Origin of the sequence: Pseudomonas sp. LRP2-20, from assembly GCF_024349685.1 — a bacterium.
In the GTDB taxonomy this organism is placed as follows: Bacteria; Pseudomonadota; Gammaproteobacteria; order Pseudomonadales; family Pseudomonadaceae; genus Aquipseudomonas.
Window position 1 is genome coordinate 2,920,240 of sequence record NZ_AP025944.1, and the last position, 21,232, is coordinate 2,941,471.

19 protein-coding genes and 1 pseudogene are annotated in these 21,232 nt (G+C 63.4%); 18 read left to right on the top strand and 2 right to left on the bottom strand.

Annotation, left to right across the window (positions count from 1 at the left end; genetic code table 11):
* Nucleotides 1-163: 163 nt before the first annotated feature.
* From OCX61_RS12920 to OCX61_RS12985, 14 genes and pseudogenes are all read left to right on the top strand, one after another.
* On the top strand, nt 164-532 hold the full coding sequence (locus tag OCX61_RS12920) for an immunity protein PIM1 family protein (RefSeq protein WP_261944160.1): 369 nt from the start codon (nt 164-166) through the stop codon (nt 530-532).
* Between the two features lie 119 nt (nt 533-651).
* Nucleotides 652-1,092: an immunity 22 family protein gene (locus OCX61_RS12925; RefSeq protein ID WP_261944161.1), complete on the top strand. Its 441-nt coding sequence runs from the start codon at nt 652-654 to the stop codon at nt 1,090-1,092.
* A 21-nt stretch (nt 1,093-1,113) separates the two neighbouring features.
* Complete coding sequence (locus tag OCX61_RS12930; protein WP_261944162.1) at nt 1,114-1,461, top strand: hypothetical protein; 348 nt, start codon at nt 1,114-1,116, stop codon at nt 1,459-1,461.
* 34 nt (nt 1,462-1,495) lie between these two features.
* Entirely contained in the window at nt 1,496-2,035 is a 540-nt protein-coding gene (locus OCX61_RS12935; protein ID WP_261944163.1) for a DUF4303 domain-containing protein, read from the top strand.
* Nucleotides 2,036-2,325: 290 nt separating this feature from the next.
* Nucleotides 2,326-2,739 carry an alternative ribosome rescue aminoacyl-tRNA hydrolase ArfB gene (gene arfB, locus OCX61_RS12940; protein WP_261944164.1) on the top strand — a complete coding sequence of 138 codons (414 nt, stop codon included), beginning with the start codon at nt 2,326-2,328 and terminating at the stop codon, nt 2,737-2,739.
* Nucleotides 2,740-2,832: 93 nt separating this feature from the next.
* Nucleotides 2,833-3,183 carry a hypothetical protein gene (locus tag OCX61_RS12945; RefSeq protein ID WP_261944165.1) on the top strand — a complete coding sequence of 117 codons (351 nt, stop codon included), beginning with the start codon at nt 2,833-2,835 and terminating at the stop codon, nt 3,181-3,183.
* A gap of 140 nt (nt 3,184-3,323) precedes the next feature.
* Nucleotides 3,324-4,499, top strand: coding sequence for a M20 aminoacylase family protein (locus OCX61_RS12950; protein WP_261944166.1), 1,176 nt, complete (start codon nt 3,324-3,326; stop codon nt 4,497-4,499).
* An 82-nt stretch (nt 4,500-4,581) separates the two neighbouring features.
* Nucleotides 4,582-5,892 (top strand): annotated as a pseudogene (locus tag OCX61_RS12955) (citrate-proton symporter).
* Entirely contained in the window at nt 5,889-7,346 is a 1,458-nt protein-coding gene (locus OCX61_RS12960; protein ID WP_261944167.1) for an amidase, read from the top strand. Before OCX61_RS12955 ends, OCX61_RS12960 begins: the two are co-directional and overlap by 4 nt.
* A 69-nt stretch (nt 7,347-7,415) precedes the next feature.
* Nucleotides 7,416-8,189 carry an IclR family transcriptional regulator gene (locus tag OCX61_RS12965; protein WP_261944168.1) on the top strand — a complete coding sequence of 258 codons (774 nt, stop codon included), beginning with the start codon at nt 7,416-7,418 and terminating at the stop codon, nt 8,187-8,189.
* A gap of 329 nt (nt 8,190-8,518) precedes the next feature.
* Nucleotides 8,519-9,175: an ABC transporter ATP-binding protein gene (locus OCX61_RS12970; RefSeq protein WP_261944169.1), complete on the top strand. Its 657-nt coding sequence runs from the start codon at nt 8,519-8,521 to the stop codon at nt 9,173-9,175.
* Nucleotides 9,175-11,622 (top strand): ABC transporter permease, encoded by a 2,448-nt coding sequence (locus OCX61_RS12975; RefSeq protein ID WP_261944170.1) that lies wholly within the window; start codon nt 9,175-9,177, stop codon nt 11,620-11,622. The genes OCX61_RS12970 and OCX61_RS12975 overlap by 1 nt, the downstream gene beginning before the upstream one ends.
* Entirely contained in the window at nt 11,612-12,676 is a 1,065-nt protein-coding gene (locus OCX61_RS12980; protein WP_261944171.1) for a lipocalin-like domain-containing protein, read from the top strand. The genes OCX61_RS12975 and OCX61_RS12980 overlap by 11 nt, the downstream gene beginning before the upstream one ends.
* Nucleotides 12,677-12,823: 147 nt before the next feature.
* Nucleotides 12,824-14,230: a hypothetical protein gene (locus OCX61_RS12985; RefSeq protein ID WP_261944172.1), complete on the top strand. Its 1,407-nt coding sequence runs from the start codon at nt 12,824-12,826 to the stop codon at nt 14,228-14,230.
* A gap of 190 nt (nt 14,231-14,420) precedes the next feature.
* On the opposite strand, the gene OCX61_RS12990 is transcribed toward OCX61_RS12985, so the two are convergent.
* Both OCX61_RS12990 and OCX61_RS12995 read right to left on the bottom strand, forming a co-directional pair.
* Nucleotides 14,421-15,668, bottom strand: a complete 1,248-nt coding sequence (locus OCX61_RS12990; protein ID WP_261940477.1) for an IS256 family transposase — start codon at nt 15,666-15,668, stop codon at nt 14,421-14,423.
* A gap of 70 nt (nt 15,669-15,738) precedes the next feature.
* Nucleotides 15,739-16,617, bottom strand: a complete 879-nt coding sequence (locus tag OCX61_RS12995; protein WP_261944173.1) for a helix-turn-helix domain-containing protein — start codon at nt 16,615-16,617, stop codon at nt 15,739-15,741.
* A 176-nt stretch (nt 16,618-16,793) separates the two neighbouring features.
* On the opposite strand from OCX61_RS12995, the gene OCX61_RS13000 reads away from it, so the two are divergent.
* The 4 genes from OCX61_RS13000 (at nt 16,794) to OCX61_RS13015 (ending at nt 21,144) form a co-directional block, all read left to right on the top strand.
* A complete protein-coding gene (locus OCX61_RS13000; RefSeq protein WP_261944174.1) occupies nt 16,794-17,621 on the top strand; it encodes an SDR family NAD(P)-dependent oxidoreductase in 828 nt (275 codons plus the stop codon).
* Nucleotides 17,618-19,336: an FAD-dependent oxidoreductase gene (locus OCX61_RS13005; RefSeq protein ID WP_261944175.1), complete on the top strand. Its 1,719-nt coding sequence runs from the start codon at nt 17,618-17,620 to the stop codon at nt 19,334-19,336. The genes OCX61_RS13000 and OCX61_RS13005 overlap by 4 nt, the downstream gene beginning before the upstream one ends.
* Nucleotides 19,336-19,665: an NIPSNAP family protein gene (locus OCX61_RS13010; protein WP_261944176.1), complete on the top strand. Its 330-nt coding sequence runs from the start codon at nt 19,336-19,338 to the stop codon at nt 19,663-19,665. Before OCX61_RS13005 ends, OCX61_RS13010 begins: the two co-directional genes overlap by 1 nt.
* A gap of 126 nt (nt 19,666-19,791) precedes the next feature.
* Nucleotides 19,792-21,144, top strand: a complete 1,353-nt coding sequence (locus OCX61_RS13015) for an MFS transporter (RefSeq protein ID WP_261944177.1) — start codon at nt 19,792-19,794, stop codon at nt 21,142-21,144.
* The last annotated feature ends 88 nt before the right edge of the window (nt 21,145-21,232 follow it).

Here is a 21,232-nt window from a genome sequence, read left to right on the forward strand (position 1 = left end):
GGCATTTTAGCAGAGTTGATGCCTAGGTGCCGTCATTTATCATCGTGGGCTTGATGATTTTCTTGACTAACCTTGCTTTATAGCGGCTGGTCCGCGAAAGTGGTTTGTCAATGGTTTCTGAACATGTCGTCTGCAAGGGCATAAATCGAGGGGGATTTAAGCGGTGGAAGATTTGTCTGCATTCACACATCTGATCCATGGCAAAGGCTTTTCTGAGGCAATTGCAGCAGGCGTCGAGGACTGGGAGATCTTGCTCGATAGGCGGGAGCAGCCTGCATTTGATGATGCCTGGGGGAGTGTATTTCAAACCCTGCATATAATGAGCTATCAAAACCCAATGGCCGAAGCTGAAGTTACCTCGTTGAGGGAGTTTGCATTCAAGGCCATGTTACAACTCACCCAAGATGCAGAAGTCGCCGCTTACGTCTCGGATGATATCGGCCTGATTGCCGATGCGCTGGCAAAAGCTCTGATGTCTACTTACTGCGATCAGTTGCTTGCTAGCTACAAGGCTGGGCGCTTTCCGTGTTAGGAGCTCTTGTATCGAAATAGTGCTATCGCTGGTGGTAGGGTCATTTGGGCGGTGGGTGGTTGTTAGTGACATGAGCCATAAATATCACGGTGTATTATGAAGGGGTTGATGTGTAGATCATGAATGATATACAAGGCGAGATCGAAGATAAGTACGATGTTGAACGATTCAGCAAGGTTCACCTCTGGCTTGGGATAAATTTCACCAGAGAAGATGAGTACTTGAAATATTTTGAAATTGACTATTCAAGCGATTACGAAATTGACGATCCTCAATATCCAGTCTGTCAGTTCTGTGCCGATATTGGCGAACGCTGGTATGACGAGGATTTTATTGGCATCATCCCACGGAAACCCAATCTGGTTGATATTGATGCCATGCTGGGTGAATCCGCAATCGATAGAAGCGAATGGGAAAGGGTGAAAGCCATTTGCGCGAATCTAGGCATTATCAAGATGAATGCTATGTTTTGGTATTCGGATGGTGGCTTGCATATGCCGACGCCACTGAAAGAAGATTACAATGGCCTGCGCTACATTGGATTGTTTGAGGGTGATTAAAGCCTGGTCAGGAGCTTGAGCATGAATGATCAAAAGTTTGTCGATGCTGTTTTTTTCGAACTGTTCGATGAGAATTTTTGTCGGTATCAGGACTCGCTTACCAAACCCACTACCGGGGAGCAGGATTCATACGGTCGCGCGCGCAATGCGCTTGCTTTGTTAAATAGCGCACAAAGGCTCGATGTTGTTGAGTTTCTCAGGGTGGTAATCGCAGATACTGCCTCTGTAATATTGGGGGCGCTGGATGGCGTCCATTTTCCTGATGGCCTTGAAGGCGAATGCGTTGTGAGTCTCGATGGGGTCGAGATTCAGGGCGATTTGCAGGATATGTTTCTCAGTAAAGCCCAAAATCTTGGCATTTATGATTGAGTTCTGAGTTCCTGCCTGACTGAGGAAATACACAATGGACTGGAAAGCACTTGAAGCCGACACCGCCGCCGCAGTAAAAACTGCGCTGTCTGACTTGCGCGCCACATACCCCGGTGAGGTGTTCTACGCCTGCGCGGTCTACACGGACAGCGGGGCAATGACACTGGGGGTGGCTGCCAACTCACAGCAAGCGCTTGAGCGCAAGCTCGACAGGGAAGCTGAGGCCGAGCGCTCGGAACTGCGGCCCTATTACACTTGGTGTACGTCGGAATGGGCTTATGAAGCCTGGCGGGGCGAATGTTTCAGGGCTGTGTGTATGGATCTGGCATCGGCCGAACCGAAAGAGGACTTCGGAGTATTCAGAGAGCGTTTGAGCCAGTTGATGATCGATGTATTGGCGGGGCTGAGGAGCCAGGGATTCTTCGAGGCTGTTTTTTCAGAGGTTCCAGTATTGTTCGTGACAGTGACGGATGATGCGGGGGCGGAGGGGCTTGAAGATCGTTCGGCGAGGGTGTTGAACACTGAGGCTGTTTTTCGGGAATTTGTGCAGCGATATCCGGCAATTATAGTTTGAAGCTGCATCGTGTAGTGGCTGGTAGGCGTGTCGCTGGATGGCACGGGCTGCGCCCGTGTTCGCGGGTAAACCCGCTCCCACAGGTTTCGCGCCAGTCCTTGGAAACTGGGCAAGATCTTGGGATCAAACGACGGCCAGCTGAGCAAACCGTAACGGCGACACTGTGAGCAGTGGCATGCCGGACGACATCGTAGGGCGTCTCAATCAATGCGGTTTAGGCCAAACGCGTTTTGTTCTGTGAGCAAGCGGCCAAGGCTGTGATAATGGAGGGCAATCACAAGAGCCATGCCATGCTGACCATCTCTAACAACGTGCATCTGCCCGATGCCGACATCGAACTGACCTACATCCGCGCGCAAGGCGCCGGTGGGCAGAACGTCAACAAGGTGTCCAGCGCCGTGCACCTGCGCTTCGACATTCCCGCCTCGTCGCTGCCCGCGTTTTACAAGGAGCGGCTGCTGGCACTGCGTGACAGTCGCATCACCGGCGACGGCGTGCTGATCATCAAGGCCCAGCAGTACCGCACCCAGGAGCAGAACCGCACTGACGCACTGGCGCGTCTTGCCGAGTTGATCATCGCTGCCGGCAAGACTGAGAAAAAACGCCGCCCCACCAAGCCGACCCTCGGCTCGAAGACCCGTCGCCTCGAAGGAAAAGCCAGGCGCAGCACGGTCAAGGCGGGGCGGGGCAAGGTGGAGTTCTAAGACTCTGTGAAATCCCAAAATACCAACCGTCGCTTTCCCGGTTGATCGGAGAGCATGGAGGCACCGGTACAGTGAATTCAAACGGAGCTGCAAATGCCCTCAAGGACGACCAAGCGCAAGAAAAAACCACCGCCCCCCGGCGGTGAGGTACACGATTACCTGGTAGAAATGGATTTCTGGGTCAAGTGCGCCTACCTGTTCACACCGGCGTTCCTGGCGCTTTTTGTCGGCCTCGGTGCTGTGGGAATAGCCCTCTTCATCTACCCCGTGATCAGCATCGTCTACTTCATCATCCGCCACCGTTACTTGAAAAGCGTACCACCTGATAAGCTGGTCCATGTGGTGCCCTGGAGTCATATCTATGAGGGGCGGAGCATATCCATGATCATCCTGAACCTCTGGGTACTGGCGGGTGGATACGCAATCTACAATCACTTTTTCTAAGTGGTTCCACTGCGTGGAACCACATTCGTTTGTACTCCCTCGCCACTCGCGCTTATCTGTCGCCAAGCACGACCTGCCTTTCCCGTCGTGATCTCAAGCGAACAACAAGAACGGGACCCACCCGCGCGAGGAGATTCCCCATGCAGCAACACCAGCACATCCTGGTCTGGCTCAACGACGTGGCCAGCGACCTGCACGCCATCCGCCACGATATCCACGCTCACCCTGAACTCGGTTTCGAAGAAAGCCGCACCTCGGCCCTGGTCGCCACGCTGCTGCAGCAGTGGGGCTACGAGGTGCACACCGGTATCGGCAAGACCGGTGTGGTCGGTGTGCTGCGCAATGGCAGCAGCCCGCGCAAGCTGGGGCTGCGTGCCGACATGGACGCGCTGCCGATCCATGAGGCCACCGGTGCCGCGTACAGCAGCCGCCACCAGGGCTGCATGCACGCCTGCGGCCACGACGGCCACACCACCATGCTGCTGGGCGCGGCGCGCTACCTGGCGGCGACGCGCCAGTTCGATGGCACGCTGACGCTGATCTTCCAGCCGGCCGAGGAGGGCCAGGGCGGTGCCGAGGCGATGCTCGCCGATGGGCTGCTGGAGCGCTTCCCCTGCGATGCGCTGTTCGGCATGCACAACATGCCGGGGCTGCCGGCCGGGCATCTGGGTTTTCGCGAGGGGCCGATGATGGCCTCGCAGGACCTGCTGACGGTCACCCTCGAGGGCGTCGGCGGGCATGGTTCGATGCCGCACCTGACGGTCGACCCGCTGGTGGCAGCGGCCAGTGTGGTGATGGCGCTGCAGACGGTGGTGGCGCGCAACATCGATGCCCAGGAGGCGGCGGTGGTCACGGTCGGCGCGCTGCAGGCGGGCGAGGCGGCCAATGTGATTCCGCAGCAGGCGCTGCTGCGCCTGAGCCTGCGTGCGCTGGATGCCCAGGTGCGGGCGCAGACCCTGGAGCGGGTGCGGGCGATCATCGTCAGTCAGGCCGAAAGCTTTGGCTGCACGGCCCGTATCGAACACCGCCCGGCATACCCGGTGCTGGTCAACCATGCCAAGGAAAATGCCTTTGCCCAGCAGGTGGGTGAGGCGTTGCTGGGCGCCGACAAGGTCGATGGCAACACCCGCAAGCTGATGGGCAGCGAGGACTTTGCCTGGATGCTGCAGCGCTGCCCGGGCGCCTACCTGTTCATCGGCAACGGCGTACAGCGGCCGATGGTGCACAACCCGGCCTACGACTTCAACGACGACATCCTGCTGACCGGCGCCGCCTACTGGGGCGCGCTGACCGAGAGCTGGCTCAAGCCTGCCTGACTGCCCTGTATTGACGACTGCCGCTGGAGCCCGGGCGCGGCTGCGCCTGGTGATCACTTGAACAGAAGATGGAGTGTTCCGCATGCAGATTTCCAATACAGGCGCGTCGCGTACCCGGCAAGTGGTCGCGGCGGTCATCGGCAATGCGCTGGAGTGGTATGACTTTATCGTGTACGGCTTTCTGGCGAGCATCATCGCCCGCCAGTTCTTCCCCTCGGATGACGAATACGCCTCGCTGCTGATGGCCCTGGCCACCTTTGGCGTGGGCTTTTTCATGCGCCCGGTGGGCGGGGTGCTGCTGGGTGTGTATTCCGACCGCAAGGGGCGCAAGGCGGCGATGCAGCTGATCATCCGCCTGATGACCGTGTCGATCGCCATGATCGCCTTCGCCCCCAACTACCTGGCCATCGGCATGGGCGCGCCGCTGCTGATCGTGGTCGCGCGCATGCTGCAGGGCTTTGCCACCGGCGGTGAGTACGCCAGCGCCACGGCGTTTCTGGTGGAGAGCGCGCCGGCCAACCGCAAGGGCCTGTATGGCTCGTGGCAGCTGGTGGGGCAGTGCCTGGCGGTGTTTTCCGGGGCGGCGATGGTCGCGCTGGTCACCCACCTGTGCACGTCCGAGGCGCTGGACAGCTGGGGCTGGCGGATTCCGTTCGTGCTCGGCCTGCTGATCGGCCCGGTGGGGCTGTGGATTCGCAAGCACATGGAAGAGCCCGAGGAGTTTCTGCAGGCGCGCAAGCAGGCCAAGGGCCAGGCGCCGAGCCTGTGGCAGGTGCTGCGTGAGCACCGCCGCAGCCTGCTGGTGTCGATGGGCCTGGCCTGTGGCGCGACGGTGTCGTTCTAAGTGGTGCTGGTGAACATGCCGACCTTCGCCCACAAGAACCTCGGCCTGCCGCTGGACCAGGTGCTGCTGGTGCAGATGCTCGCGGTGGGCCTGATGACCGTGGTGATTCCGCTGTCCGGCGCACTGTCGGACCGGCTCGGCCGGCGGCCGGTGCTGATGGCCTTCACCCTGGCGTTCTTCGTCATGGTCTACCCGCTGTATGTGTGGGTGGCTGCGGCGCCCTCGATCGAGCGCCTGCTGGTGATGCAGCTGCTGCTGTGCAGCGCCATCGGCGGCTTCTTCGGCCCTGCGCCGACCGCGCTGGCCGAGCAGTTCCCGGTCGAGGTGCGCTCAACCGGCGTGTCGGTGGCCTACAACGTGGCGGTGATGGTGTTCGGCGGCTTTGCCCCGCTGATCGTCACCTGGCTGAGCAAGGTGCTCGGCACCCCGGTGGCGCCATCGTTCTACGTGCTGTTCGCCTGCCTGCTGACCCTGCTTGGCACCTATTGCCTGAAAGAAGCACCGCGCGCCGGCAAGGCCGTCGCCTACAACCTTGGAGTAAAACCGTGAACGCGTTAGCTATCGACCCAATCGTCGCCCTCGACGCCGAGGCCCTGTCCCGGGCCATTCATGCCCGCCAGGTGGCGTGCCGCGAGGTGATGCAGGCTTACCTGGGCCATATCGAGCGTTGCAATCCGCAGGTCAACGCGCTGGTGTCGCTGCGCGCAGGGGAGGAGTTGCTGGCCGAGGCCGAGGCCTGCGACCGCGAACTGGCGCGCGGCCAGTCCCGTGGCTGGATGCATGGCATGCCCCAGGCGATCAAGGACCTGGCCGCCACGGCCGGGCTGCGAACCACGCTGGGTTCGCCGCTGTTCGCCGAGCAGGTGCCGGCACACGACGCCATCAGCGTGGCGCGGGTGCGGGCGAGCGGGGCGATCATCATCGGCAAGAGCAATGTGCCGGAATTCGGCCTGGGTTCGCAGAGCTACAACACGTTGTTCGGCACCACCACCAATGCCTACGACCACAGCCGCGTGGCCGGGGGTAGCAGCGGTGGCGCCGCGGCGGCGCTGGCCATGCGCTTGCTGCCAGTGGCCGATGGCAGCGACATGATGGGCTCGCTGCGCAACCCGGCGGCGTTCAACAACGTGTTCGGCCTGCGCCCGTCGCTGGGGCGGGTGCCCTATGGGCCGACGCCTGAGCTGTTCGTCCAGCAACTGGCCACCGAGGGGCCGATGGGGCGCAGCGTGACCGATGTCGCTCGCTTGCTGACGGTGCAGGCCGGCCATGACGCGCGGGTGCCCTTGTCGCTCAATGACGGCGGGCGGGATTTCGCGGCGGGGCTGCAGCGTGACTTCAAGGGGGCGCGCATCGGCTGGCTGGGCGACTACGACGGTTACCTGCCGATGGAGGATGGGGTGCTGGGCCTGTGCGAAGCCGCCCTGGCCGATTTCGCCGAGCTGGGCTGCGTGGTCGAAGCTTGCCAGCCCGCCTTTGATCTGGCGCGGTTATGGCAATGCTGGCTGACGCACCGCCACTTCCTGGTGCACGGCAACCTGGCGGCGGCCTATGCCGACCCAGCCAAGCGGGCGCTGCTCAAGCCCGAAGCGCAATGGGAAGTGGAGGGTGGCCTGCAGCTCAGCGCCGCTGCTGTGTATCAGGCGTCGCTGGACCGCAGCGCGTGGTACCAGGCCATGCAGAAACTGTTCGAGCGTTACGATTACCTGCTGTTGCCTGCGGCCCAGGTGTTCCCTTTCGACGCAGCCGAGGCGTGGCCGAAGGTGGTCGGGGGGCGGACCATGGACACCTATCACCGCTGGATGGAGGTGGTGATCGGGCCGACCCTGGCCGGCTTGCCGAGCATGAGCGTGCCGGTCGGTTTCAATGCCGCCGGGCTGCCCACGGGCCTGCAGATCATAGGCCCGGCCCAGGCCGACCATGCCGTGCTGCAGCTGGCCTATGCCCATGAACAGTTGACCCGCTGGGTGGAACGGTGCCCGCCGCCGAGCCTGTTGCCACGTTGAGGGGGCTGGCCCGGCCCGTATCTTGCTGGGCATGATGACCATCCACGCACAGACAGGGAGGTCGGAAACATGGGCACAGCGACAGACAGCGGCGGCGTGCGCTCGGTGGAGCGTGCGCTGGCCATCGTCGAACTGCTTGGCGAGCATCAGGCCCTCGGCCTGGAAGAGCTGCATTACCTCACCGGGCTGCCCAAGGCCACGGCTTCGCGCATGCTCGCCACCTTGCAGGAGCAGGGCTGGGTCTACCGTGGGCTCAGCGACCGGCGCTACCGCCTGTGCGCCCGCCGCCTGTTCGGCGACCGCCAGCAGCGCTTCAAGCGCCAGCTGGTGGAAAGCGCCGCGCCGCTGTTGCTGGATCTTAGCGAGCGCACCGGGCTGGTGGTCGACCTGTCGTGCTTCGATGGGGAGCGGCTGGAGGTGATGGAAAGCGCGATTCCCCAGGTATTGCGCAAACGTTACCCGAACAACTGCCAGATCGTCGGCCAGCATGCCAGCCTGTTTCATTCGGCGATGGGCCGGGCGTGCCTCAAGGAGTTGGCGGTCGATGAGGTGCAGCGCCTGGCCCAGCACGAGCGGGTAGGCGGTGAAGCGCTGCTGCGCGATCTGGAAGGCGATGCGCAGAAGGGCTTCGGGCAGCGTACCGAGGGGTATTGGGAGTATCCGGTGCGTTTGCCGTTCCTGATCCGGGCGATTGCCTTGCCGGTGCGGGTGCAGGGGCAACTGGCCGGGAGCATTGCCTTGCACTGGCCGCTGGACCAGGCGCCGGTTGAGCAGGTGTTGAGTTTGCACCTGAACAGCTTGGCGGCGACGGTGGGGGAGGTTCAGCATGCGTTGGTGGGTTAGGGGCGTTAGGGGTGGGGTGTTTGGCGGTAGATTTTTGGTGGGTTTGAGATCGAGCGCCGCCCGCGCGGCGCATCGCGAGCTTTGCTCGCTCCTACGTTTGTTTCGGGCCAATCAGTCCTGGGGGATATGCGCGCGAACGCCTTGGCGCATGGCGCGACATCCCGTCGTACAAACCAGGCGGTCGCGCGCGCCTGTCACAGGCGTTACTGGCCCGAAACAAACGTAGGAGCGAGCAAAGCTCGCGATGCGCCGCGCGGGCGGCGCTCGATCTCCCAGGCGCTATAAAATTCAAGGCATACACTCAGCATTTACCTCCCAAAGGTAACCCCATGCTGGTCATCGAGCACCTGCACAAGTCCTTCCCCACCGCCCAAGGCCCGCTTCAGGTCCTGCGCGGCGTCGACCTGAGCCTTTCCCACGGCAGCAGCCTGGCGCTGATGGGTGAATCCGGCAGCGGCAAGAGCACCTTGCTGCACCTGGTCGCCGGCCTCGACCGCGCCGACAGCGGGCGCATCTTCATCGACGGCACCCCCCTGCATGGCCAAGGCGAAGCCGCCCTGGCCCGCTGGCGACGCGAGGGCATCGGCCTGGTATTCCAGCAATACAACCTGATCAGCAGCCTCGACGTGGCAGCCAACCTGGCCTTCCAGGCGCGCCTGGCCAAGCGCCACGACCCGCAGTGGCTGGCCTACCTGGCCGAGCGCCTGGGGCTGACCGCCTTGCTCGAGCGCTACCCGGAGCAGCTGTCCGGCGGCCAGCAGCAACGTGTCGCCATCGGCCGGGCACTGGCCAGCCGACCAGCGTTGTTGCTCGCCGACGAGCCCACCGGCAGCCTCGACGAAGCCAGCAGCGACGAGGTGCTGGCCTTGCTCCTGCAACTGGTCGGCGAGGCCGGCAGCAGCGTGCTGATGGTGACCCACAGCCCGCGCCTGGCCGCTCGCCTGCAGCGCCGCTGCGTGCTGCACCAGGGCCGGGTGCAAGGCTGATGAACAACCTGCTGCTCGCCCTGCAGGCACTGGGCAGCCACTGGGGGCGCCACCGCTTGCAGTGCATCAGCGTCTTTACTGGCCTGTGGCTGGCCACGGCGTTGTGGACCGGTGTACAGGCCCTCAACGCCCAGGCGCGCAGCGACTATGCCCAGGCCAGCGCCGTATTGAGCGGGCCGGCGCAGCGGCAGATCGTTGCCCGCGACGGGCAGCGTTTCGACCAGGCGCTGTATGTGCAGCTGCGCAGGCAAGGCTGGCACGTGACGCCGGTGCTGGAGGGGCGCTTGCGCCTGGCCGGTGAGCCAGCCGTTGCCGTCAGGCTGATCGGCATCGAGCCACTGAGCCTGCTGCCCGGCATGGCCGTCGCAGGTGCCGACCCGGCGAGCTTCGATCTGCAGGCTTTCATCGGCACACCAGGGCAAGCCTGGGCCGGGCCGGATACCCTGCGCCAATTGGCGGGCAAGCGGCGCACGGCCGATGGCCAGGCGTTGCCGCCACTGGCCCTGAATGAGCAATTGGCACCCGGCGTGCTGCTGGTGGATATCGGCGTGGCCCAGGCCTTGCTCGATGCGCCGGGCCAGCTGTCGCGGCTGATCAGCGACACCGACCGGCCGTTGCCACAGGCCTTCGCAGAGCGTTTGAAGGTCCAGCCGCCGGACGATGACAGCGACCTGCAACGCCTGACCGCGAGCTTTCATCTCAACCTGACGGCCCTCGGTTTGCTGGCCTTCGTGGTCGGGCTGTTCATTGCCCATGCCGCCATCGGCCTGGCGCTGGAGCAGCGGCGCGGCCTGATGCGCACCTTGCGAGCTTGCGGCGTGAGCCTCAAGGTGCTGCTGGCGGCGTTGGCCCTGGAGCTGGGAGCATTCGCCTTGGTCGGCGGCCTGGCGGGTGTGGCGGCGGGTTACCTGCTGGCCGCGCTGTTGCTGCCCGACTTCGCCTCCAGCCTGCGCGGCCTGTATGGTGCCCAGGTCTCCGGGCAGCTGCATCTGCCGCTGTACTGGTGGCTGGTGGGCATCGCCGTGAGCCTGCTCGGCGCCTTGCTGGCGGGCATCGACAGCCTGTTGCGTGCAGCGCGGTTGCCGTTGCTGGCGTTGGCTCAACCGCAAGCCTGGCGGTTGGCCCAGCGGCCCTGGTTGCAGCGCCAGGCGTGGGTTGCCGCAGCCCTGGCGTTGCTGGCCTTGGGCTGCGGCGCCTTCGGCAACAGCCTGCCGAGTGCCTTCACCCTGCTGGCCGCCCTGTTGCTGGCGGCCGCATTGCTGTTGCCGGGCACGCTGGCCCTGTTGCTGGCTGGCCTGGCGCGGCATGCCCGGCGGCCGCTGGCGCAGTGGTTCGTCGCCGACAGCCGCCAGCAGTTGCCGGCGCTGAGCCTGGCGCTGATGGCGCTGCTGTTGGCATTGGCCGCCAGCGTCGGGGTGGGTGGCATGACCGAAGGTTTCCGCCGCACCTTCGTCGGCTGGCTCGACCAGCGCCTGGCTGCGGACCTGTATGTCACACCCCGCGACAGCACGCAGGCGCTGCAGATGTACCAACACTTGCAGCAGGCCCCCGACATCGATGCCGTGCTGCCAAGCTGGCGAGTGGAGTGGCGCCTGCAGCGGTGGCCGGTGCAGGTGCAAGGGGTGAGTGATCATCCGTTCTACCGCAGCCACTGGCCGCTGTTGGAACAGGCTCCGGACGCCTGGGCGCAGGTGGCCAACGGGCAGGGCGCCATGCTCAGCGAACAATTGGCGCGGCGCCTAGGTGTAGGCATCGGCGATACCGTGCAGCTGCCGGGCGAACCGCCGCAGGGCATGCGGGTGGTGGGCATTCACGCCGACTACGGCAACCCGAAAGGGCATGTACTGGTCAATGCCGACTGGCTGCGCCAGCACGCGGCGACGGCCAGCCTGAGCGGTCTGAGCCTGCTGATCCGGCCTGGGCAGGTTGCCAAGGTCAAGGGCGCGTTGCAGCAGCGCTATGGCCTGGACGAATCGCAATTGGTCGAGCAGGCCAGCCTCAAAGCCTGGTCGACGCAGATATTCAGCCGTACCTTCGCCGTCACCGCAGCCCTGAACAGCCTCACCCTCGGTGTGGCTGGCGTGGCGCTGTTCATCAGCCAGCTGACCCTGGGCCAGCAGCGCCTGGGGCAGCTGGCACCGCTGTGGGCGCTGGGCGTGCCGCGCCGCTGGCTGGCCTGGCTGAGCCTGGGCCAGACGCTGATGCTCAGTGCCTTCACCGTGCTGCTGGCCATCCCCCTCGGGTTGCTGCTGGCCTGGTGCCTGGTGGCGGTGGTGAACGTTCAGGCATTCGGTTGGCGGCTGCCCTGGCACGTGTTTGCCAGCCAACTGCTGCAACTGGCCGCGCTTGGCGTGCTGACCAGCCTGCTGGCCAGCGCCTGGCCGTTGTGGCAACTGGCGCGGCGCCAGCCGAGTGAGTTGTTGCGGCGGTTTGCCGATGAAGGTTGAAGCCTGGCTGTTGCTGGTCTGCCTGCTGCTGGCCGGGTGTGACGCGCCTGCGCCGCCGGCCAGCGGTTATGCCGGCCTCGGCGCGCAGGCGGCGGCGTTCAAGCAGGTCACGCGTGACACCGCGCTGGTGTTCCCCCGCGACCACGGCGCCCACGACGGCTATCGCATCGAATGGTGGTATGTCACCGCCAACCTGCGCGATGCCCAGGGCCGCGACTGGGGCGTGCAATGGACGCTGTTCCGGTCAGCCCTGCGCCCCGGCCCCGAAACCCACGGCTGGAACAGCCCCAACCTGTGGATGGGCCATGCCGCCCTGACCGACCCGAGCGGCCACCAGGTCAGCGAAACCCTGGCCCGTGGCGGCATCGGCCAGGCTGGCGTCGAGACCGGGCCGTTCCGGGCGTGGATCAACGACTGGTCGCTGCAAGGTGACGACAACCTGCAGCGCTTGCAGATGCGTGCTGGCGGCCAGGGCTTTGGCTATGACCTGACCCTGGCCAGTGACAAGCCGCTGGTGCTGCACGGCGACCGGGGTTACAGCGAAAAGTCCGGCAAGGGCCAGGCTTCGTACTATTACAGCCAGCCGTTCTACCAGGTCAGCGGCGAGGTCGAGCGGGACGGGCAGCGCATTCCGGTAAGCGGCCAGGCCTGGCTGGACCGGGAGTGGAGCAGCCAGCCGTTGGCGGCCGGGCAACGTGGCTGGGACTGGTTTTCGCTGCACCTGGGCAGTGGCGCCAAGCTGATGCTGTTTCAGGTGCGTGAGGACCAGGGGCAGCCGTATCGGGCGGGTACCTGGGTTGGGCCTGACGGGGAGGTACGGGCGTTACAGGGGGCTGAGGTCGAGCTGACGCCGCTGGACTGGACACGCCAGGCCAACGGCAAGCGCGTGCCGACCCGCTGGCGGGTTCAGCTGCCCGCGGTGCAGCTGGATGTGCAAGTCGAGGCGGTGCAGCCCAAGGCCTGGATGGGCACCCGATTTCCTTACTGGGAAGGGCCGGTGCGGGTGAGCGGCAGCGCACAAGGGCGGGGGTATCTGGAGATGACCGGGTACTAGCGCCGAAGAATCGACGAAGACGAATGTAGGGTTCATCTCGCGGTTATGCTGGAAAGTCTGTCAGCACCTGGTAAATCTGCCAGTAGCGCGCTTTTGCACCTGTGAGCAAATTAAGCCATCACCTGATACAGCGCAGCAATGCGCTGAATGGCTTACTCACTCGAAGAACGGTGCTCGATAATGCGTTTGCTAATGTGCCTGTTGTTTGTCATCGCAAGCTGTTTGACGGGATATTGGATTCTGCTGCGACCTTCCGTACCTGTACGCCCTGTTGCAGAAACCCAAGTTCTTTTGCTGGCAACAGTAAAGTCGCCATTGCTGGTCGAACTGAACCAACGCGGCGCACGAGCAGTAGAGCAACTCAAACGCTGGTATGACTCCACCACCGATGATTGTGGCGGGCCAGACAAGCCGAGCTACCTGTGCAGCGGTATCGCTCTGCGCGCCACCGCCACCAGCCCGGATTCGCTGCCATGGGATCCCAGTGAGAAGCATATCGACAAAGGCAGCATCGCGTTTTCCTGGGTCCGCCGTGACAGCAACTTTGGCCGCCCCTTCGATAGGGCGAACGGGTTCTTGTTGCCACCCCCTCAGGGCGTGCCGGAAGGCAAGATCAACAACCTTGAAGTACTGTGTACCTTTCCCACCGACGGCAATACGGACGTGCGCGAAGCTGCACAGGGGTGCGGCCCTCGCGAAGGGCTCGAAAGTACAACTGATGCCTGCCAGAAGGTGAGCATAACGAGTGCGGACGATTGGCTGAGAAGGTACAGCGTTGAGGATGTGAAGAGGGCGTGGATTTGCGGTTGGGACCTTCGCGAAAAACCGGCAAACATGAGAGCCGAATGGTTTGACATGGCAATTGAAGTAAGAGCAGGCCTGGTGGGTGAGACGTGGATGGGGTTCAACGAGATATTATTGCCCGTCTGGCCATCGGGCAGCGGGGCCAAGCTACCAGTGCAGGCATTCTTCTATGTCGAAGGTGATCAACAAGCGCAGGTGAAGGCGCAGTATGACCAGATTCGCTACGAACGGTATGCCCAGTCAATCCCTGTCATTCGCACGAAGTTTCCAACTGACGAGGATCAGGTCATGGTGTTTACCTACGCCGAAGAGGATCAGGCCGTGGGGCGACCTGTTCCCGAACCTAACATTGATTTCGAATCCGAACCGGTGGGTGAACGTAATGATTTTGTTGTTGACGGTGTCACGTTCTTAATGGCTAACCGCGGTGGCATCAGCGATGATAAGTATGTGGGCCAAGAGCTGATTAAGCTTAAGCACTTAGCGTTCGAGCATTACATTCATTTTTTATTGCCGGGCAAGGGGCGGCGTAAAGTACGATATAACTGGGGTTGCAACGATTACTGTATGAGATATACGACCATTGCGGAAAATCAGAAAGTCCTTTCGGTGGAGCCTGAACTGCGCTATGGGACCGATGAGTTTATTATCGACGGCCCAGAAATAGTGACGGTTTATATTGATGACGGAGGTGAAGACAAGCGCATGGTGCTGGACAATCTCGAGGTAAGCGCACTGCCAGTCGAATAGCCAGTACCAGCAGCCGTGACTGGACATGTGAGCCTCGTCGCGGGCAAGCCCGCTCTATCAGGTACCACGCGTCTCAAGTGCGAGACCGTCTTTGTGGGAGCGGGCTTGCCCGAAGAAGAGGCCGGCACGGAAGTGTCAGATTTTTTGTGTGCGGGCCGGTAACGGCCTGCCGTCAGGCAGGCCCTGATCTTCACCAGGTTGGCCTGATGAACCGATCTCCGTACAGAATCGCAAATTGATTCATCGCGCTTTTCCAATCATGGGCCGGTTTTCCCCAATTGGCTGTTATGTTGCGCAATCCCAGCCAAATCAGTTTGGTCGCTGCGTCATCATTCGGGAAATGCCCTCGGGTCTTGATGACCTTGCGTAGCTGGGCGTTGATGCTCTCGATCGCGTTGGTGGTATAGATCACCTTCCGGATGGCGGGCGGAAAGACAAAGAATGGAATCACGCGATCCCAGGCGCGTCTCCAGGCAGCCACCACCGTTGGATATTTCTCACCCCACGGCCCGCTCTCAAACTCATCGAGTGCTTGCTCAGCCGCTTCGGCATTGATGGCTTGGTAAATCGGTTTCAGTTCCTTGGCCAGTGCGCGCCGTTTGTCCCAGGCCGCGTAGTCCAGGCTGTTGCGGATCAGATGCACGATGCACGTCTGCAATGTCGTCTCTGGAAACACGGCGCTGAGGGCTTCTGGCATGCCTTTAAGGCCATCGGTCACGGCAATCAGCACGTCCTCGACGCCACGTGTCTTGAGATCGTTGAACACCTTCATCCAGAACTTCGCACCCTCAGTGTTCTCGATCCAGATGCCCAGGATGTCGCGCGTCCCGTCGGGTAGAACGCCCAAAGCCAAGTAAATGGCCTTGTTGCGCACCAGGCCTTCTTCGCGAATCTTCACCCGCAGCGCATCAAAGAAAATGACCGGGTACATCGGCTCCAATGGCCGCTGTTGCCACGCGCCAATTTCGTCCATGACCTCGTCTGTCACAGAGCTGATGAAGTCGGGTGAAACGTCGGTTCCATACTGCTCGGACAGGAAGGCCCGGATCTCTCTGACTGTCATTCCACGGGCGTACATGGCGATGATCTTGTCGTCGAAGCCAGTGTAACGGCGCTCATGTTTGGGGATCAGGATGGGCGAGAAGCTGCCGTCACGGTCGCGAGGGATATCCAAGCGCAGAGGCCCATCGCCGGTTAGCACTGTCTTGCCGCTTTTGCCGTTGCGCTGGTTGGTTTCATCCTCCGGGCGCTGCGCGCCCGGCGGATAACCCAGGTGGTGGCCAAGCTCGGCATGCAGAGCGCGTTCGATCAAGGCCTTCTTGAACGCCGCAGAGGCATCCTCGATAGCTTCTGCGGTCATCAGGCCCTCACCGAACTGCTCCAGCAGCTCCTTGGGGATTTTGGGCAGGTCACGCAGGGGTTTCTTTTTGGTTGGCATACATGCACCTCTTACTCATGTTATGCCCGAACACAAAATTTCTGACACCCTCGCCGGCACAGGCAGCGGACTACCCGGGCTTTTCACCGCGAAACTCACTCGGGCTCACGCCGCACTGCTTGCGAAAGAACCGGCTGAAATACCCCACGTCGGCAAACCCCAGTTCATGGGCAATCGCCTTCACACTCGCATCCGAATGCCCCAGCACCCGCTTGGCCTCCAGCACCAGTCGGGCATTGATCACAGTCATCGGGGTCATCCCCAGGTGCTCCTGGCACAGGCGCCCCAGCGTCGCCAAGGTCATGCCCAGTTCACTGGCATAGAAGCCCAACGGCCGGTGCTCGCGGTAGTGCCTGTCCACCAGCTCGCGAAACGCGGTCAGTTGCTGGCTGCGCCGTGACGCGGGGCGATGTGCCGGGTCGAGTGCCTGCTGGGCATGGCGCAAGGCCTGGATCAGCAGGGTGAGCAGCAGCGCCATGCTGCTGGCCACGTGCTCACGGGCGCGGTTGTGGTATTCCTCGCGCAGGGCAAAGCACAGCGGCAGCAACGGGTCGTCTTCGCTGGGCCAATGGGGCAGGGCGATGACCTGGGGTCTGTGCAGCGGCGCCAGCAGATTGGGGGCGAGCACCTGGGCGATGCTTTCCAGCGGTGGCTGGGCGGCGGTGATCACCTGGCCTTCGACCTCGCCGGCCCAGCGAAAACCGTGCACCACCTGCGCCGGTACATACACCACACAGGGTGCGCAGACGTGCACGCGCTCGCTGTCGAACAGCACTTCGCCGCTGCCGCTCTGCAGGTACAGCAACTGCAGCAGGCCGTCGTGGCGGTGCGCGGCGATTTCCCAGTTGTACGCGCCGGAGCGCTGGGAGATCTGCTCCACATGCAGGGATTCGTGCCACACCGGCTGTGCGGTTTCGCCGTACAGGGCGTAGTTGGGGATCTTGTTCATGTTGTTGTAATTGTTCTGATCGCACCCGGCCACTGTGCCACAGCCAGGCACAGGCTTCAGGTGCCGGTCACAAAATTGACCGGAATGTGGCGACGCTTGCAGGTTTTGTCCATTCTGCCGGCCTGCCCCTCGGCCCTAGGCTGTTCGCCAGATCAAGCGACACTCTGGAGAGCGGCATGCATAACAACAAGATTTCCTCCAACTGGCTGGGCCTGGATTCAGCCGTTTGCGTGGTCACCGGCGCGGCCGGTGGCATCGGTGCGGCGCTGGCCGCGGCACTGGTCGAGCAGCAGGCCCATGTGGTGCTGCTGGACCGTGACGTTGACAAGTGCCGCGAGCTGGCTGCCAGCCTGGGCGAGCACAGTGTCGGTGAAGTCAGTGCACTGGCCTGCGATATCGCCGACCCGGCCAGCGTCGAGCAGGCTGCCGCCCAGGTGCAGGCGCTGCATGGCCGCTGCGACGTATTGGTGAACAATGCCAGCGTGCTGCGCCCAGGGGCGCTGGAAACACTGAGCCTGGAGCAGTGGAACCAGGTGCTGGCGGTCAACCTCAGCGGCTACCTGCTGTGCGCACAAGGCTTCGGCCGCGGGATGCTTGCACGTGGCCAGGGGCGTATCGTGCATGTGGCGTCGATTGCGGCGCATTACCCGCAACCCAACAGCGGTGCCTATAGCGCGGCCAAGGCCGGGGTCAGCATGCTGTCGCGGCAGATCGCCGTCGAGTGGGGGCCGCGCGGGGTGCGCAGCAACGCCGTGTGCCCGGGGCTGATCCGCACGCCGCTGTCGGCGGCGTTCTATGCCGACCCGCAGGTCGAACGCCAGCGCAGCGCGATGACCGCCAACCAGCGCATCGGCGAACCGCAGGATATCGCCGATGCCGTGCTGTTCCTCGCCAGCCCGCGCGCCGACTACATCAATGGCGCCGAACTGACCGTGGATGGTGGCCTGGAGAGCATGCCCATGGCGCTGATCCCGCGCCCCGGCTTCGAGGGGGTGAAGGCATGAACACGCGCAGCTGCGATGTGCTGGTGATCGGCGCCGGGGCTGGTGGCCTGGCGACGGCGATCACGGCGAAAAAGCATGGTTTGGACGTGCTGGTGATCGAGAAGGACGACTGCTTCGGCGGCACCACGGCGTTTTCCGGTGGCGTGCTGTGGGTGCCAGGCAACCGGCATGACCAGAATCACAGCCATGAGCAGGCGTTGACCTACTTGCGCAATGAAACCGGCGCCTGTTTCGATGCGGCTGGGGTCGAAGCGTTCTTGCGACATGGGCCGCAGATGGTGGAGTTTTTCGAGCGCGAGACCACGGTCAAGTTCGTCCCCACGCTGTACCCGGATTACCACCCGCAGGCCGAGGGCGGTGCCGATATCGGCCGCTCGATCCTGGCCGCACCTTACGATATACGCGGCCTTGGGGCGGACATGGCACGGCTGCGCCCGCCGCTGAAAACCATCACCTTCATCGGCATGATGTTCAATTCGTCGAACGCCGACCTCAAGCACTTCTTCAACGTCACCCGTTCGCTGACCTCGTTCGGCTACGTGGCCAAACGGCTGCTGACCCACTTCAAGGAACTGCTGCTGTACCGCCGCGGCACCCAGGTCACCAGTGGCAATGCCCTGGCGGCGCGGCTGGTGAAGTCGGCGCTGGACCTGGGCATCCCGATCCTCACCGGCACCCCGGCGCGGCAGCTGCTGCGCGAAGGCGGGCGGGTGAGCGGGGCACTGGCCCAGCAGCAGGCGGGCGAGTTGCGCATCGAGGCGCGCCGGGGCGTGGTGCTGGCGTGCGGGGGGTTCTCCCATGACCTGCAGCGCCTGAAACAGGCTTACCCGCATGTGCGCCGGGGCGGCGAGCACTTTTCGCCGGTACCAGCGGGCAACACCGGCGACGGTGCACGCATGGCCGAGGCCCTGGGTGGCAAGGTGGACATCCGCCTGCAGGCAGCGGCGGCGTGGATGCCGGTCTCGAAGGTGCCGATGGCAGGTGGCAAGCAGGTGGCTTTTCCGCACCTGCTTGATCGCTACAAGCCTGGGGTGATTGGCGTGCTGCGCAGCGGCAAGCGCTTCACCAATGAATCCAACTCGTATCACGATGTCGGCGCGGCGCTGATCGAGGCCTGTGCCGAGCAGCCGGAAACTGCCATGTGGCTGGTCTGCGACCGGCGCACCCTGGCCAAGTACGGCCTGGGCTACGCCAAGCCTGCGCCGATGCCGCTGGGGCCACTGTTGCGTAACGGTTATCTGCTCAAGGGCAACACCCTCGCCGAGCTGGCGGCCAAGGCGGGTATCGATGGCCAAGGCCTGGAGCGTACGGTGCGCGAGTACAACCTGGGTGCGGTGCACGGCGAGGACCGGCAATTCGGCCGTGGCAGCACCACGTTCAACCGCTACCTGGCCGACCCACAACAACAGCCCAACCCGTGCGTGGCGCCGCTGGGTGACGGGCCGTACTTTGCGGTGAAGGTGGTGATGGGCGACCTGGGCACGTTCGATGGTATCCGTACCAGTGTGGTCGGCGAGGTGCTCGATGGCGAACGGCGCGCCATCACCGGGCTGTACGCGGTGGGCAACGACCGCGCCAGCATCATGGGCGGCAATTACCCCGGCGCTGGCATCACCCTGGGGCCGATCATGACCTTCGGCTACATTACCGGGCGGCACCTGGCCGGGGTCGAGCAGGGGCTGGCCAGTGCCGATCAGACGCGGGAGGTGGCGTGATGGACAAGGCGATTGTCGATCACCGTATCTACACCATCCGGCCGCGCGGCATGGCCGCGTTTCTCGAAGCTTTCGAGCAGCTGGCGATGCCCATCCTGCGCCGGCACCTGGGGACACCGCTGGGGTTCTACGTCAGCAGCATCGGGCCGCTGAACCAGGTGGTGCACCTGTGGGGTTACGACAGCCTGGAGGATTTCGAGCGGCGTAGCGCGGCGCGCGATGCCGACCCGGATTTTGCCGCGTACCTGCAGGCCACCCGCGACCTGGTGGTGGCGCAGGAGACGCGGATCATCAAGCCAGTGCGCTTGCGCAATAGCTTGATGAGTTGACTGGGCCCCTGTGGGAGCGGGTTTACCCGCGAAAGCGGTGGTGGATTCAACGACGCATTCGCGGGTGAACCCGCTCCCACAAATACCGCGCATTACCCCCAATAAAAACAACAAGAGGTCAGGTAAATGAACCATCCCATCGACATACGTCAATTGATCGACCAGCAACCCATCGGCGCCTACCAGAAATGGGTAGTCTTCCTCGGTTTCCTGATCATCGCCCTGGACGGTCTGGACGTCGCCATCATCGGTTTCATCGCCCCCCAGCTGAAAAGCGAATGGCAGCTAGGCCCCCAGGCCCTCGGCCCGGTGCTCAGTGCCGCGCTGATCGGCCTGGCCCTCGGCGCCCTGGTCGCAGGCCCCTTGGCCGACCGTTACGGGCGCAAGGCGGTGCTGCTCGGCAGCGTGCTGCTGTTCGGCCTGTGGACCCTGGCCTCGGCCTTTTCCCCCGACCTGGAAACCCTGGTGGCGCTGCGCTTTCTGACCGGCCTGGGTCTGGGCGCGGCGATGCCCAACGCCAGTACCCTGGTCAGCGAATACGCCCCGGCGCGCAGCCGCTCGCTGCTGATCACCCTGGCCTTCTGCGGTTTCTCGCTGGGGGCGGCGCTGGGTGGCTTCGTCAGCGCCTGGATGATCCCCAACCTGGGCTGGCGCAGCGTGCTGGCGCTGGGCGGGGTGTTGCCGCTGCTGGTCTTGCCATTGCTGTGCTGGCGCCTGCCCGAGTCGGTGACCTTCCTGGTCAGCCAAGGCGCCGACCCGCAGCGTGTCCGGCGCATCGTCCAGCGCCTGGCACCGGCACACTGCGGCCCCGACAGCACCTTCGTGGTACCCGCCATCAGCGCACACAAGGGCGGCGCCATCGGCACCATCCTCTCACCCCGCTATCGCTTCGGCACACTGATGCTGTGGACGGGCTACGTGCTGGCGCTGTTTCTGGTCTACCTGTTCAGCGGCTGGCTGCCGACCCTGGTGAAGGAGGGCGGTGGTTTTTCGGTGTCGCAAGCGGCCATCGTCACGGCCTGCTTCCAGATCGGCGGGCCGGTCGGCGCGATTTCGGTGGGCTGGGCCATGGACCGCTGCCACCCGCAGCGGGTGCTGATGTTGACCTTCTTGTTCAGTGGGGTGGTGATTTTCGCGATTGGCCAGGTGGCCGGCGATTTCGCCTGGCTGTGCGCCATCGCCTGGGCCGTGGGCTTTGGCCTGAACGGCGCGAGCGTGGGCATGAATGCGCTGGCGGCGGCGTTCTACCCAACCGAGGCGCGCGCTACCGGCGCCAGCTGGATGAGTGGCATTGGTCGCTTCGGTGCCATTCTCAGTGCCTTTGCCGGTGCGCAGATGCTGGCGCTGGGCTGGAGTTTCGCCCAGGTGTTCGCCTCGCTGCTGGTCCCGGCGGGGCTCGCTGCATTGGCGGTGCTGCTGCAGGGGTGGCGCGCAAATTCAGCAAGGAGTACGGATGTACTCCATTCGTCGCGAGGATAATCAGAGTCAGATCGGCAGCGCTGTATGGCTGTGCGGGCCTCTTCGCGGGTAAACCCGCTCCCACAGGATCACCACAAAGCTGAAGATG

What these genes read in the sequence shown, in the direction of transcription:
- OCX61_RS12965 (WP_261944168.1), top strand. Translation starts at nt 7,416, where the DNA reads ATGGGCACAGCGACAGACAGCGGCGGCGTGCGCTCGGTGGAGCGTGCG.
- arfB (WP_261944164.1), top strand. Translation starts at nt 2,326, where the DNA reads ATGCTGACCATCTCTAACAACGTGCATCTGCCCGATGCCGACATCGAA.
- OCX61_RS12950 (WP_261944166.1), top strand. Translation starts at nt 3,324, where the DNA reads ATGCAGCAACACCAGCACATCCTGGTCTGGCTCAACGACGTGGCCAGC.
- OCX61_RS12930 (WP_261944162.1), top strand. Translation starts at nt 1,114, where the DNA reads ATGAATGATCAAAAGTTTGTCGATGCTGTTTTTTTCGAACTGTTCGAT.
- OCX61_RS12990 (WP_261940477.1), bottom strand. Translation starts at nt 15,668, where the DNA reads ATGCCAACCAAAAAGAAACCCCTGCGTGACCTGCCCAAAATCCCCAAG.
- OCX61_RS12985 (WP_261944172.1), top strand. Translation starts at nt 12,824, where the DNA reads ATGGCTTACTCACTCGAAGAACGGTGCTCGATAATGCGTTTGCTAATG.
- OCX61_RS12935 (WP_261944163.1), top strand. Translation starts at nt 1,496, where the DNA reads ATGGACTGGAAAGCACTTGAAGCCGACACCGCCGCCGCAGTAAAAACT.
- OCX61_RS13005 (WP_261944175.1), top strand. Translation starts at nt 17,618, where the DNA reads ATGAACACGCGCAGCTGCGATGTGCTGGTGATCGGCGCCGGGGCTGGT.
- OCX61_RS13000 (WP_261944174.1), top strand. Translation starts at nt 16,794, where the DNA reads ATGCATAACAACAAGATTTCCTCCAACTGGCTGGGCCTGGATTCAGCC.
- OCX61_RS13010 (WP_261944176.1), top strand. Translation starts at nt 19,336, where the DNA reads ATGGACAAGGCGATTGTCGATCACCGTATCTACACCATCCGGCCGCGC.
- OCX61_RS12980 (WP_261944171.1), top strand. Translation starts at nt 11,612, where the DNA reads ATGAAGGTTGAAGCCTGGCTGTTGCTGGTCTGCCTGCTGCTGGCCGGG.
- OCX61_RS12945 (WP_261944165.1), top strand. Translation starts at nt 2,833, where the DNA reads ATGCCCTCAAGGACGACCAAGCGCAAGAAAAAACCACCGCCCCCCGGC.
- OCX61_RS12975 (WP_261944170.1), top strand. Translation starts at nt 9,175, where the DNA reads ATGAACAACCTGCTGCTCGCCCTGCAGGCACTGGGCAGCCACTGGGGG.
- OCX61_RS12925 (WP_261944161.1), top strand. Translation starts at nt 652, where the DNA reads ATGAATGATATACAAGGCGAGATCGAAGATAAGTACGATGTTGAACGA.
- OCX61_RS12970 (WP_261944169.1), top strand. Translation starts at nt 8,519, where the DNA reads ATGCTGGTCATCGAGCACCTGCACAAGTCCTTCCCCACCGCCCAAGGC.
- OCX61_RS13015 (WP_261944177.1), top strand. Translation starts at nt 19,792, where the DNA reads ATGAACCATCCCATCGACATACGTCAATTGATCGACCAGCAACCCATC.
- OCX61_RS12995 (WP_261944173.1), bottom strand. Translation starts at nt 16,617, where the DNA reads ATGAACAAGATCCCCAACTACGCCCTGTACGGCGAAACCGCACAGCCG.